This window comes from Pseudarthrobacter sp. H2, assembly GCF_050157045.1.
In the GTDB taxonomy this organism is placed as follows: Bacteria; Actinomycetota; Actinomycetes; order Actinomycetales; family Micrococcaceae; genus Arthrobacter.
The window spans coordinates 3993974-4006666 of sequence record NZ_CP189594.1 but is presented as its reverse complement, the minus strand read 5'-3'; the positions used below and the strand labels follow the sequence as shown (position 1 = coordinate 4006666).

At 67.2% G+C, this 12693-nt stretch carries 14 protein-coding genes and 2 tRNA genes; 13 read left to right on the top strand and 3 right to left on the bottom strand.

Translation table 11 applies throughout. The annotated features are described in order from the left end of the window. Window positions 1-27 precede the first annotated feature (27 nt). From ACQCSZ_RS18560 to ACQCSZ_RS18500, 13 genes are all read left to right on the top strand, one after another. Window positions 28-101 (top strand) — tRNA-Asp (locus ACQCSZ_RS18560). A 48-nt stretch (window positions 102-149) separates the two neighbouring features. Further along, a tRNA-Phe gene (locus ACQCSZ_RS18555) sits at window positions 150-225 on the top strand. A gap of 258 nt (window positions 226-483) precedes the next feature. Next, on the top strand, window positions 484-933 hold the full coding sequence (locus ACQCSZ_RS18550) for a hypothetical protein (RefSeq protein ID WP_427005142.1): 450 nt from the start codon (window positions 484-486) through the stop codon (window positions 931-933). 148 nt (window positions 934-1081) lie between these two features. Next, window positions 1082-1558 (top strand): Asp23/Gls24 family envelope stress response protein, encoded by a 477-nt coding sequence (locus tag ACQCSZ_RS18545; protein ID WP_427005141.1) that lies wholly within the window; start codon window positions 1082-1084, stop codon window positions 1556-1558. Then, window positions 1555-1746, top strand: a complete 192-nt coding sequence (locus ACQCSZ_RS18540; RefSeq protein WP_427005140.1) for a hypothetical protein — start codon at window positions 1555-1557, stop codon at window positions 1744-1746. The genes ACQCSZ_RS18545 and ACQCSZ_RS18540 overlap by 4 nt, the downstream gene beginning before the upstream one ends. Before the next feature lie 59 nt (window positions 1747-1805). After that, the gene (locus ACQCSZ_RS18535; RefSeq protein WP_427008386.1) at window positions 1806-2189 is read left to right on the top strand and encodes a hypothetical protein; all 384 of its coding nucleotides are present in this window, start codon (window positions 1806-1808) and stop codon (window positions 2187-2189) included. Window positions 2190-2254: 65 nt separating this feature from the next. Next, entirely contained in the window at window positions 2255-2818 is a 564-nt protein-coding gene (locus tag ACQCSZ_RS18530) for a hypothetical protein (protein WP_427008385.1), read from the top strand. Then, window positions 2815-3426 carry a hypothetical protein gene (locus ACQCSZ_RS18525; RefSeq protein ID WP_427005139.1) on the top strand — a complete coding sequence of 204 codons (612 nt, stop codon included), beginning with the start codon at window positions 2815-2817 and terminating at the stop codon, window positions 3424-3426. The genes ACQCSZ_RS18530 and ACQCSZ_RS18525 overlap by 4 nt, the downstream gene beginning before the upstream one ends. 173 nt (window positions 3427-3599) lie before the next feature. Then, window positions 3600-4895: an ABC transporter substrate-binding protein gene (locus tag ACQCSZ_RS18520; RefSeq protein WP_427005138.1), complete on the top strand. Its 1296-nt coding sequence runs from the start codon at window positions 3600-3602 to the stop codon at window positions 4893-4895. Window positions 4896-4901: 6 nt separating this feature from the next. Beyond that, the gene (locus ACQCSZ_RS18515; RefSeq protein WP_427005137.1) at window positions 4902-5939 is read left to right on the top strand and encodes a carbohydrate ABC transporter permease; all 1038 of its coding nucleotides are present in this window, start codon (window positions 4902-4904) and stop codon (window positions 5937-5939) included. Next, window positions 5936-6823, top strand: coding sequence for a carbohydrate ABC transporter permease (locus tag ACQCSZ_RS18510; RefSeq protein WP_427005136.1), 888 nt, complete (start codon window positions 5936-5938; stop codon window positions 6821-6823). Before ACQCSZ_RS18515 ends, ACQCSZ_RS18510 begins: the two co-directional genes overlap by 4 nt. Continuing rightward, complete coding sequence (locus ACQCSZ_RS18505) at window positions 6820-7119, top strand: hypothetical protein (RefSeq protein ID WP_427005135.1); 300 nt, start codon at window positions 6820-6822, stop codon at window positions 7117-7119. Before ACQCSZ_RS18510 ends, ACQCSZ_RS18505 begins: the two co-directional genes overlap by 4 nt. Window positions 7120-7226: 107 nt before the next feature. Beyond that, window positions 7227-8294 carry a LacI family DNA-binding transcriptional regulator gene (locus ACQCSZ_RS18500; protein WP_427008384.1) on the top strand — a complete coding sequence of 356 codons (1068 nt, stop codon included), beginning with the start codon at window positions 7227-7229 and terminating at the stop codon, window positions 8292-8294. Between the two features lie 25 nt (window positions 8295-8319). On the opposite strand, the gene ACQCSZ_RS18495 is transcribed toward ACQCSZ_RS18500, so the two are convergent. The 3 genes from ACQCSZ_RS18495 to ACQCSZ_RS18485 are packed head-to-tail and all read right to left on the bottom strand — an operon-like array spanning window position 8320 to window position 12662. After that, complete coding sequence (locus ACQCSZ_RS18495; RefSeq protein ID WP_427005134.1) at window positions 8320-9858, bottom strand: APC family permease; 1539 nt, start codon at window positions 9856-9858, stop codon at window positions 8320-8322. 39 nt (window positions 9859-9897) lie between these two features. Further along, window positions 9898-11619 (bottom strand): amidase, encoded by a 1722-nt coding sequence (locus ACQCSZ_RS18490; protein WP_427008383.1) that lies wholly within the window; start codon window positions 11617-11619, stop codon window positions 9898-9900. Further along, on the bottom strand, window positions 11619-12662 hold the full coding sequence (locus ACQCSZ_RS18485) for an agmatine deiminase family protein (RefSeq protein WP_427005133.1): 1044 nt from the start codon (window positions 12660-12662) through the stop codon (window positions 11619-11621). Before ACQCSZ_RS18485 ends, ACQCSZ_RS18490 begins: the two co-directional genes overlap by 1 nt. Window positions 12663-12693 lie beyond the last annotated feature (31 nt).

The window sequence follows — 12693 nt, the reverse complement described above, 5'->3', positions numbered from 1 at the left end:
TACTGCAGACATGCAAGAAACAAGCAAGGCCCTGTAGCGCAGTTGGTTAGCGCGCCGCCCTGTCACGGCGGAGGTCGCGGGTTCAAGTCCCGTCAGGGTCGCTCTGATTGCCGGAAGAGATTCCGGTTTTCATGGTGACACGTCACCTAGGCTCTGTAGCTCAGTTGGTAGAGCGTTCGACTGAAAATCGAAAGGTCACCGGATCGACGCCGGTCGGAGCCACCACTGGGAAGCATCAGTTCTTCGGAACTGGTGCTTTTCTTCTTTAACCCTTCATCGATTGCTCCGTGGACGCCCTTTTGAGCCCCGATAAGGGCAGTTGCGCAGCAATCGACGGGTCTGCCACGCCTCCGGCCCGGGCTGCCGCGTTGGGCCCCGCCACCATCACGGCTAGACTCGCACGCTGGGGAAAGAACGCCAAGGCCGCCGGCAGCCCGATCCGGACCGGCGGTGCAATCTCAACCGGAAAAGTGATTTCTAAACGTGATTTTGAAGAATGCTGCACGCTCTCTGACCGTAACCGCCCTCTTTGCCGCCGTCGCCCTCAGTGCCTGCTCGGCGCCGGAACCCGGGAGCGCGCCGTCGTCCGCTGCCGCCGCTCCAGCCTCCGCCACCCCGAGCCCCAGCAAGTCCACCGGACCGTACGGGGACTTCCCCACGGCGGCCGAAGCCTGCGCCAAGATTTCCGAGCAGGCCACCGGCGCCACGCTGCTGCCGCTCGCGGCAGCGAAGGGCACAGCGGCTGAACTGGAGCAGCTCAAGGCGGAACTGAACCGGACCGCGGAGCGGGTCCCGGACAGCCTCCAGGCCGACTTCGCGAAGCTCAGCCAGGTGGCAGCCGCCGGTGTGAGCGATCAGACGATCTTCTCAAGCGGCAAACTGCAGGCCGCCATGGCCCCCGTTACGGGCTGGCTCGCCGCCAACTGCGCGTAGCCTTCCGATGGTGGCGCAGTCCGTTTCTGCTTGGGCCGGCGCCGCCCGCACCAGCGGCTCTCCAGGCATTCCAGACTTCCCCTGGGCCGCGCCGCCACAGTCCCGGATGCAGGGACTAGGGTTGTCTCAAAGAGAAGGGGGAGTGCTCATGGAATACCAGAATCCTCAACCCGTTGCGGTTCCCGGCGCCGGGCCGCTGGCCACCGGGCTGCCTGCCGTCACGCACTTGGCCGGCGGCCGCACCGTCATTTCCGATGCCGCCGTCGCAAAGGTCGCCGGCATCGCCGCCCGCTCGGTTCCCGGCGTCTACTCCCTGGGCTCCGGTCCGTCCCGGGCCCTGGGCGCGATCCGTGACGCCGTCGGCAGCTCGGACCATGCTGCCGGGGTCCGGGTGGAAGTCGGCGAAACACAGGTGGCCGTGGATATCGACCTCGTGGCCGTCTACGGCACGCCCCTGCACGCCCTGGCGGACCAGATCCGTGCCGCCGTCTACTCGGCGGTCGAGGAGCTCGTCGGGCTCCAGGTCATCGAGGTCAACGTTGAGATCAATGACGTGTACGTACCCGGCCCGGCGAAGCCCGCCGCCCCGGTTGAGGTCCGGCCTACGAGGGAGCCGCTCCAGTGAATCTGACCGTTGTGGGGATCGCGGTAGGTGCGTTCGTGGCCTTCATGTCCTTCCAGTTTGGCTTCTGGGGGTTCCTTGGCGCCTTGCTGTTCATGGGCGTCGGGGCCCTGTTTGGCCGGGCCGCGGAAGGGAAACTTGACCTGCGCAGCGTGCTCGATGCCATCACGGGCCGGCGTTCCTCTTCATGAGCGGCAGTTCCGTGAGCAGCAGTTCCATGAGCGGCAGTTCCGTGAGCAGCACCGCCGGGATGAGCAGCACCGCCGGGGAGGTGTCCCGCGGCACCGCGATGGCCGGACACAACCGGATCAGCACCCAGGCCCTGACCTCCGTGGCGCGTGCCGCCGCGGCGGAGGCCCTCGGCGTTCCGCCGCACGAGGTGCGTGCCGACTGGTCCGACGACGAGGGCCTGCTGGCTTTGTCCCTCGTCACCCCGATCGCCGTCCCCGCGCTGACCGCCGTCCTGCGCGATCCTGGGCAGGTGGCGGCCTTCGGCGGCTCCATCCGGGACAGGGCCGTGGCCGCCAAGGGTGACATCCTGCGCCGCATCGTCGAACTCAGCGGGGCGCAACTGAGCCGCGTGGACATCCGCATCAGCGGCGCCACCGTCAGCGAACGGCGGCGGGTCCGGTGAGCCAGGCTACCGAACGCGGGCACGTCAGCGACGGTTCGCGCCCGCCCGTGACCGGAGCGGCAGGCATGGAGCGGATCCTGAAACGCGAGACGCGCCCCTCGAGGGCCGCCCCCTCCGTGATTGCCGCCGGCCTGGTCATCGTGCTGTGCGTCTACGCACTCCTTGAAACCGCCGTCCGGGCCGTCGGGCAGCCGCCCTGGCTCGTGGATCCGCAGACCGCCGCGGAGAACATTGTGGCGCTTCCCGACGGCGTGCCCCCGCTCCTGCTCGGCGTCATGGGAGCGGTGCTGGTCATGGTCGGATTGTATTTCTTCCTCAATGCGGTGCTGCCGGGGCGCCGGGCCCGCCATCTCCTGCCGGACCGCCGTGCCGCCGTCGTCGTTGATGATGAGGTGATTGCCTCCGCCCTGGCGCGCCGGGCGCGCCTGGCCGCCAACGTGACCCAGGATCAGGTGATGGTGGTGGTGTCGAGGAACCGGGTGCTCGTCAATGTCCGGCCGACCTCCGGCGTTCCCCTGCGCACCGACGCCGTCCTGGCGGCCGTACGCGCGGAACTCCAGGAAATGGCGCCGTCCCCCATGCCCGAGGTCCGGATCAACGTGGCCTTGGCGGGGGTGATCGGGGCATGAACAGCACCCCCAGAATCCTCAACCGCATCCTGATCGGCATTCTCGGGGCCAAGCTCCTCGCGATCGGCGTCCTGCTGATCCTGCTGGCGGCCGTGCCGGCAGCCGCAGCCTGGTGGCACGCCTTGTCGGCCGGGGTGTGGGCCAACATGCGCGGGGTGTTCGAGCGCACGCGTTTCCCGGGACGCCAGGAGAGCTGGCTGTGGATTGTCATCGTCGTACTGCTGGTCCTCGTGATTGCCCTGATGGTGGCGTGGGCCGCCCAGCAGGGCAAGGGCCGCACCGACCTGCTGGTGGCCGAGGAGGACCCCGGCGACGTGCCCGGCAATGTCCGGATCGGCAGCGGAGTCGCCGAACAGGCGCTCCGTGCCGCCCTCGCGGACCGCCCGGATCTGGCCGGAACCACCGTCGCTACCTACGAGATCCGCGGCGAACCGGCGCTGAAAATCCGCGTACAGCCCCGGCAGGGCGTGGCCCCGCATGCCCTCGCCGCCGAGGTGTCGGCGCTGGTGGAGGCACTCGACGTCGTGATCGGCAAACAGACGCCGGTGCTGATCCACCTCGCCTCGGGTGCGCGCTCGCGGCTCGGGCGGGCCGAACGCGTCCGCTGACGCGACGGCGGGACCCCCGCAAACGCGGGACGGAGGCGGCCTGCGGGGCGAAGGACTCCTTTGCATAAAGGTTTCATGTAAACGCTTGCATTCCCCGCATGCTGGTGATTAGTGTGATGGGCACCACACCAACTGCACCGCCGTCATCCGGCACTCAGCGAGGAGCCACCAGCATGAAAACACCTAAGTTCCTACTTCCCGTAGCCACAGCAGGCGTTCTAGCCCTCACCCTCTCCGCCTGTGGCGGAGGAGGGGGCGGCGGTGGCGGCGGGGGCGCCGCGGCGGGTAGCGACGCCGAGCAAGGCCTGGACGGCCGCGGCCCCATCACGTTCGTCCAGGGCAAGGACAACAGCAACGTCGTCCGCCCGCTGGTCGACAAGTGGAACGCCGCCCACCCGGACCAGAAGGTCACGTTCAAGGAGCAGACCGACCAGGCGGACCAGCAGCACGATGACCTCGTCCAGCACTTCCAGGCCAAGGACGCCAGCTACGACGTCATGCGCGTGGACGTCGTCTGGACGGCGGAATTCGCGGCCAAGGGCTGGCTGCAGCCGCTTAAGGACAAGACAGCAATCGACACCTCCGCCATGCTGAAGCCGACCGTCGAGGCCGCGTCCTATAAGGGGACCCTGTATGCGGCACCGGAGACCTCGGACGGCGGCATCCTGTATTACCGCAAGGACCTCGTGCCCACGGCGCCCAAGACCTGGGCCGAGATGATGGGCATGTGCACCATCGCCAAGGCCAACAACATCGGCTGCTACGCCGGCCAGTTCTCCAAATACGAGGGCCTCACGGTCAACGCCTCCGAGGCCATCAACTCCGCCGGCGGATCCGTGCTGGATAAGGACGGCAAGCCCAGCCTGAACACCGACGCCGCCAAGGCCGGGCTCGGCAACCTGGCCAAGGCCTACGCGGACGGCAACATCCCCAAGGAGGCCATCACCTTCCAGGAGGAGCAGTCCCGGCAGGCATTCCAGGACGGCAAGCTCCTCTTCCTGCGCAACTGGCCGTACGTCTACAACCTGGCCACCACTGAAGGCTCGTCCAAGGTCAAGGACGTGCTCGGCATGGCGGCCCTCCCCGGCAAGGACGGCGCGGGCGCATCCTCCCTTGGCGGCCACAGCGACGCCATCAGCGTGTACTCCAAGAACAAGGCCACGGCCCTGGACTGGCTGAAGTTCCTCACCACCGAGGAGACCCAGAAGTTCTTCGCAACCCAGGGTTCGCTGGCTCCGGTGCTGGGCAAGCTCTATGACGACCCTGACCTCGTCGCCAAGCTGCCGTACCTGCCGGTGCTGAAGACCTCGATCGAGAACGCCGTGCCGCGCCCCGTTACCCCGTTCTACCCGGCCGTCACCAAGGCCATCCAAGAGAACGCCTACTCCGCCATCAAGGGCGAGAAGCCGGTGGACGCCGCGCTGTCCGACATGCAGAAGTCCATCGAATCCGCCAGTGCGGGACAATAACTAGCCATGGCAACCGAATTAGGCCCGACGCCGGTCAAGGCACCGGCGTCGGGCGGGACCCCGCTCCACCACGCACCCAAGGGTGTGGGGGAAGACAACCGTATTGCGAGCCAGGGCCGCTGGGCCTCCTGGCTCCTGGCGCCGACCATCATCGCCCTCGCGGTGGTGATCGTCTACCCGATCATCAGCGCCCTCGTCATGTCCTTCCAGAAGGACGCCGGCCTCGACCCGGCCAGCGGGCTGTTCACCGCCGGCGGCCCGGCCGGCGTCCAGAACTACGTCCACTGGCTGGCCCAGCAGTGCTCCGCCCCGGGCGGCGGAACGGCGGCCTGCCCTCCCGGAACGCTGGGAGCGCAGTTCTGGTCAGCAACCGCGACCACCTTCTTCTTCACGATCGTGACCGTGGCGCTGGAGACCGTGCTGGGTTTCTGGATGGCCATCATCATGGCGCGGACCTTCAAGGGCCGCAGCGCAGTGCGCGCCGCCGTGCTCGTGCCGTGGGCCATCCCGACGGCCGTCACCGCCAAGCTGTGGCTGTTCATCTTCGCCTTCGAGGGCATCGCCAACAAGCTGTTCAACACCTCGATCCTGTGGACCGGCAGCGAGTGGCCGGCCAAGTGGGCGGTCATCATCGCGGATGTGTGGAAGACGACGCCGTTCATGGCGCTGCTCATCCTGGCGGGCCTGCAGATGATCCCGGCCGAAGTGTACGAAGCGGCCAGGGTCGACGGCGCCAGCGCCTGGCAGCGGTTCCGGCTGATCACGCTGCCGCTGGTCAAACCGGCCCTGATGGTGGCCGTCCTGTTCCGCACCCTGGATGCCCTGCGCATGTTCGACCTCCCCTACATCCTGACCCAGGGCGCGAACAACACCACCACCTTGTCCATCCTGGTGATCAACCAGCTCAGGCAAGGCTTCAACGCGGCGGCGGCCCTCTCCACCATCACGTTCATCGTCATCTTCCTGGTCGCTTTCATCTTCGTCCGGTTCCTCGGCGCGAATGTTGTCGAGCAGCAGACCGGCGCAAGTAAGGGGAAGAAATGAGTGCCTCGACAGCGCTCCGGGCCGAACAGGACCGGGGCAGGAAAGTCGCCCAGAACCGGGAGAAGTGGGCGCAGGGGCGGACCTACGTCAGCGCCGCCGTCATCCTCATCTGGTGCCTTGCCCCGGCCTACTGGATGGTGGTGACGGCATTCCGGGACGTGGGCTTCACCTACGACACCTCCGTGTTGCCCACCCACGTCACGCTGGACAACTTCAACACGGCCTTCGACACCTCCTTCGGCAACAGGTTCGGCCAGGCGCTGCTCAACAGCGTGTTCATCGGCCTGATGGTCACCCTGGTGTCCCTGATCCTTGGCGTGTTCGCCGCGTATGCGCTGTCACGGCTGAACTTCAGGTTCAAGTTCCTGGTGCTGGGCTTCATCCTGGGTGCCTCGATGTTCCCGGGCGTTGCCCTCATCACGCCGCTGTTCCAGCTGTTCACCAACATCGGCTGGATCGGCACCTATCAGGCGCTGATCATCCCGAACATCTCCTTCGTGCTCCCCCTGACGGTCTACACCCTGACGTCCTTCTTCCGCGAGATGCCGTGGGAACTCGAGGAGTCCGCCCGGGTGGACGGCTGCACCCAGGGGCAGGCTTTCCGCAAGGTGATCATGCCGCTGGCCGCCCCGGCCATCTTCACCACGGCGATCCTGGCCTTCATCTCCTCCTGGAATGAGTACCTGATCGCCAGCCAGCTCTCCGGCGATGCGACCCAGCCGGTAACGGTGGCCATCGCCAGCTTCGCCGGGGCCCAGCCCAACCAGGTCCCGTACACGGCCATCATGGCGGCGGGCACCATTGTCGTCATTCCCCTGGTGATCCTGGTGCTGGTCTTCCAGCGGAAGATCGTGGCCGGCCTGACGGCGGGGGCGGTCAAGTGACACCGTCCGCCGCCCGGGGCAAGCAGCCCCGGGCCAAGCAGCCCCCGGGCCAGCACAAACCCGGTGAGGTCAGGTCGATGCACCGGCGCGTGCGCTCCGGGGAAGACTTCGACATCATCATCGGGTTCCTGGGCTTCTGGGCGGTCGTGCTGCTGGTGGTCACTGTCTGGATGGAAGTGACAGGCCAGCCGGCCCTCGGCTGGGCCCTGGGGCTGCTGGGCATGCTGCTGGCTTTGTACGGTATGACCAGGCTGCGCCGGCGCCTGCCGCAAAGGACAGCGACCAGGCGCAGCTGAAGACCGGACACCACCGGCGCCGTCATATGCGTCGGCGCCGGGCAGGGGAGGAAGGCACCCCTGCGGACAGCCGATAGGCTTCTGCGGGCAGTAGACAAGGGGACATGGTGGCACGGACTACAGACAGGGCGCAGCGGGGAGGCCACGCGGGCGTCAGCATCGAGGATGTGGCCGCCGCCGCCGGAGTCTCCACCGCCACCGTGTCCAGGGCCGTCCGGGGCCTGCCCCGGGTGTCGCCGGCCACCCGGGAGAAGATCCTGGGCATCGCCAAAGACCTGGGCTATGTGGCCTCCTCCTCGGCCTCCGGCTTGGCCACCGGGCGGACCAGGACCATCGGCGTGCTGGCCCCTTTCGTCAGCCGCTGGTTCTTCTCCAAAGCCATTGAGGGCGCGGACCGGGAACTGCACGCCCGCCAGTACAACCTCTCGCTGTTCAACCTTGGCGGCCACGGGAGCAACCGCGAGCGGCTCTTCAGCAAGACCATGGTCTACAAGCAGATCGACGCGCTGCTGGTCCTGTGTATGGCGCTGACCCATGACGAGATCGAGCACCTGCAGAAGATCGATATCCCGCTGGTCGTGGTGGGCGGCCACGTCGAGGAATGCCCCTACATCGGCATCGACGACTACGCCGCGGCCTCCACCGCCGTACGCCACCTCATCGACCTCGGCCACCGGGACATCGCCCTCCTGCACGGCGACGACGAAACCGACCTGAACTTCGACGTCCCCAGGGTCCGGATCAAGGCCTTCCAGGATGTGATGAAGGAGGCCGGGCTGAAGGTGCGGCCGGAGTGGGATGAATGGGGGGATTTCGCGGTCCAGAGCGGCCAGGAGGCCTTCCGCCGGCTCTGGAGCCGGCCCGGCACGAAGCCAACCGCCATCTTCTGCGCCTCGGACGAGATGGCCATGGGGATCATCTTCGAGGCCAACCGGGCGGGGGTCCGGATCCCGCAGGAGCTCTCGGTGGTCGGGATCGATGACCACGACTTCTCGGACGCGGTGGGCCTGACCACCGTCGGGCAGCGCCCGGACGAACAGGCCGAACTGGGCACCAAGATGCTGCTGGACGAACTCGACGGCGTTGCCGGCGCGGTGCGCTCCACCGTTGCCCCGCACCGGCTGATCGTCAGGAGGACGACGGCGCCGCCCCGGCCGGCGGGGGGCGCCGCCTAGCAGGCTGAGCCTGCCTGGTCCCCGCCTATTCGGGCAGGACGAGGACCGGTGTCTTGTCCTCGATCACCTTGCCCTGGAAGAATTCGGGGCGTTTGCGGTACATCAGCAGCATCACGATCAGTCCCAACGCAATCAGCCCGACGCCGATAACGAAGACCAGGCCCACTCCGAACACTTCTGATCCGCTGCCGAACGCGGGATTCCAGCTGTCAACGGCCGTCTGGAAGAAGACGACGGCGAGGGCCAGTCCGCCCAGCAGCGGGAAGAGCAGCCGGAACAGGAACCCTCGGACACTTTCCAGGGCGGTGCGACGGAAGTACCAGACGCAGGCCAGCGCAGTCAGCCCGTAGTAGAAGCAGATCATCAGGCCCAGGGCCATGATGGTGTCATTCAAGACGTTGTCGCTGACAAAGCGCATCACGGTGTAAAAGCCGGCTGAAACCCCGCCGGCGATCACGGTGGTGAACACGGGGGATTTGAACCGGGGGTGAACGTGGGCAAAGCGTTCCGGCAGCGCCTTGTAGTAGCCCATGGCGAGAAGACTTCGGGCTGGAGAGATCATGGTGGACTGCAGGGAGGATGCACAGCTGGAGAGCACCGCAAGGGAAAGCAGGATCGCGAACGGCCCCATCACGGGTCCGGCGATGGCGGTGAAGACATTTTCGGATATCTCCGGGTTGTTGAGCCCCAGGCCGGTGTCGCCGATTCCGGCGAACATGACGGTGGCGACTGATCCGAGGAGGTAAATCACCAGGACGGCGGCGGCTGTGACCCATGCTGCGACGCCTGCTGTTTTCTTTCCGTTGGTCGTTTCCTCGTTGACGGTCAGGCATACATCCCAGCCCCAAAAGGCAAAGATGGACAGTGAAAGGCCGGCCGCGAAGGCGGAGAAGCTGTCGATGCCGAACGGGTTGAACCATTCCCAGCTGAAGGCGAGCGGCTCCGCGTCCGGGATCGTGCCGATTTTACTCAGGGCTCCGACCACAAACCAGGCAAGGATGACAAGCTGGAAGATAACGAGGACGTACTGCACGGTTTTGGTGGTCCTGACCCCTCGCGAGGAGACCCAGACGGCGAGCCCGACGAACACCAGGCAGGTCAGGACGTTGACGGCCTTGTTCTCGGCCAGGTCCGTGAGCATCGGGATGCCCGTCAGTTGGGACAGAAACAAGTAAAAGAAATCGACGGCCACCCCGGCAAGGTTGGAGAGCACAATGATGTTCGCGGCCAGGAGGCCCCAGCCGCCCATCCATCCGACGAACGGCCCAAAGGCTTTGGTCACCCAGGTGAAGGTGGTGCCGCTGTCGGGTGTATCGGCATTCAGCTCGCGGTATCCCAGCGCGACAAGGAACATCGGAATGAATCCGACGATAAAGATGGCCGGGATGTGGGTGCCGACGGCCTGGACAGTGGGGCCCAGGGTCGAGGTCAGGACGTAGGCCGGAGCGATGGTGGAGATGCCGATCACGATGACGGCGATCAGGCCGAGCTGTCCGCCCGCCAGGCCTTTACTGCCGTTTTGGGCCGTTGGCGGGGTTGCTGCAATGCGTCGCAGTTCTGTCATGGGGATGCCTTTCGGTGGAGGGGTGATGGGTCGGCCGGTTCAGGCCAGCCGCGGCGTCCGCGGCGGAGCGGTGCGGCGCTCACCCGTGGCCTCGAAAGCTGCGGCGAGCGTCAGCAGGGTCGTGTCGTCGTAGGCCCGGCCCGCGAAGGTGAGTCCGACGGGCATGCCGATATCGGACATCGTGCCCATCGGAACGGTGACGGTCGGGATGCCCAGGTGCCGCGGCACGAGGTTGCCGTTGGCGATCCAGACGCCGTTGCGCCAGCCGAGATCCGCGGATGCCACGTTGACGTCCATGTCGGCCGGTCCGACGTCGGCGGAGGCGGGAAACAGCACGGCATCCAGGCCGAGCCCGTCCATCCATTCCTCCAGGTCAATGCGCCTGGTCTCCTCGAGTCCGCGGAGGCCTTCTTCGAGGTGGGGGATCTCGGTGAGGGCGGAAACCCCGCGCTCGCGGATGTGTTCCGGGTAGGCGGCAATGTCGTCGTCGAAGCCGTCGTAGCGGTCCGGGAGCGCCCCTGCAGGGTGCGGAAAAATCGTGGCGCCGTCGACGTCCGCCAGGCTGTTGAGCGCCGGATCTGCGTTTGCGGCGAGGAAATCCTCCCAGGCCCAGGCCGAGAGGTCCCTGATTTCGTGCTGCAGGTATTCCGGGCTCACGAGCCCGCGGCTGGCGATGACAGGTGCGCCGGGGCGGTCGCCTTCGTAGTTGGAGACGACGGGGAAGTCCACCAGCACTACCTCGGCGCCGGCTGCTTCGAGATCGCGGCGGGCAGCTTCCCACAGATCGATGACGGAGGCGCGGGTCTCGATCCGCTGCCCGGTGGGGCCGCCGATGCCTGGCTTCCTGCCCTGGCCGGCGTCCGGATCGGCGTTCACGTACATGCGCGGGACCCCGAAGCGCTTGCCGTTCAAGACGGCCCGGGCGCCCTCCTCGTCTGCGGGGGCCAGCGCCGGATAGGACTCTGGGCGGATCGAGGATACGGCGGGGATCACAACCCACGGCTGCATGCGCCAGAAGTCGCCCCGGGGATCGGGGTCGTCGGCGACGACCACGTCCAGCAGTTCCAAAAGGTCCGCCATGGAGCGGGTGTGCGGCACCACGACATCCATGGTCGGTACGAGCGGCCAGTTGCCGCGTACCGAGATGACTCCGCGCGAGGGCGTGTACGCGCACAGGGCGTTGTTAGACGCCGGTGAGCGCCCGCTGGACCAGGTCTCCTCGCCCAAGCCGAACGCCGCGAAGCTTGCCGCCGTCGCGGTTCCGGATCCGTTGGAGGATCCGGAGCCAAAGGCGGCGGTGAGGTAACCGCTGTTGTAGGGGCTCTCGGCGCGGCCGTAGGCGCCGCGCTGCATGCCGCCGTTGGCCATGGGCGGCATATTCGTGAGCCCGATGAGCACGGCGCCCGCTGCACGCAGCCGCTCGATGGTGAAGGCGTCGCGCTGCGCCACGAGATGTTCGAAGGCCGGTGAACCGGCTGCGGCGGTGAGGCCCTTCGCCAGGTAGCTGTCCTTGGCCGTGTACGGGATCCCGTCCAGCGGGCCGAGCATTGTGCCGCCGGCCCGGCGCTCGTCCGAAGCGCGCGCATCCGACAGCGCCCCGGGGTTCATGACCACCAGCGCGTTCAGCCTGATGCCGCCGCGGTCGTAGGCCTCGATGCGCTCCAGATACGCATGGGTGAGTTCCTCGCTTGTCACCTGGCCGGCGTCCAGGGCGGCGCGCAGCGTCGCGATGGATGCCTCAACGACGTCGAAACGGCCCATCATGCCACCGGCCCGCCGAGTTTGGGCTGCTGCTGGGTAATGCAGTGGATTCCGCCGCCGCGGGCCAGGATCGGCCGGGCTTCCACGGTGATGACGCGGCGGCCCGGGTAGGCTTCCGCGAGGATTTCCACGGCCAGGGCGTCGGCCCGTTTTTCGCCGTAGCCACAGGCGATCACGCCGCCATTGACCACCAGGTGGTTGACGTAGCTCCAGTCGACGAAGCCCTCTTCGTCGCGCAGCGTCTCCGGTGCGGGCAGCGGGATGATCTGGAAGGGGCGGCCCTTGGCATCCACCTGGGTTTCGAGGAAGGCGTGCAGGGTGCGGCTGACGTCGAAGTCGGGGTGCCCGGGGTTGGTCTGCGTGTGCAGCAGGATGCGGCCGGGGGAGGGCATGGTGGCCACCATGTCGACGTGGCCGCGGGTGCCGAGGTCCTCGTAGTCCCGGGTCAGGCCGCGCGGCAGCCACACGGTGTGGGCGGCGCCCAGGGTGCGGGCCAGCTCCGCCTCCACGCGTGCCTTGTCGGCGTAAGGGTTCCGGCCCGGGTCCAGCTGCACGGTCTCGGTCACGAGCACGGTGCCCTCGCCGTCGACGTGGATGGCGCCGCCTTCGTTGACCAGCACGGAGCTGACCAGCTCGGCTCCAACCCTGCGGGCCATGAAGCGGGCGATCTCGCGGTCCTTTTCCCACGTGGACCACTTGGGTGCGCCCCAGCCGTTGAAGATCCAGTCCACCGCGCCGAGCACGCCGGGCCGCTCATCGTCGATGACAAAGGTGGGGCCGAAGTCGCGCATCCAGAAGTCGTCAAGCGGCGCCTCGACCTGTTCGATGCTGCTGCCGAGCATGCGGCGCGCCCGATCGCGTTCGCTCGGGTCAACCACCATGGTGACCGGCTCGAACTCGGCGACCGCATGGGCGACGGCGGTCCAGGCGGCGTAGGCTTCCTCGGCCGAGGCGGCAGAGTCGCCCAGGGTCAGTCCTTCGCGGGGGAACGCCATCCAGGTGCGCTCGTGCGGCGCGGTTTCCGCCGGCATTTTCCAGGTCATGAGACTCCTTTGTCGTCGTGGGGCTGGATGC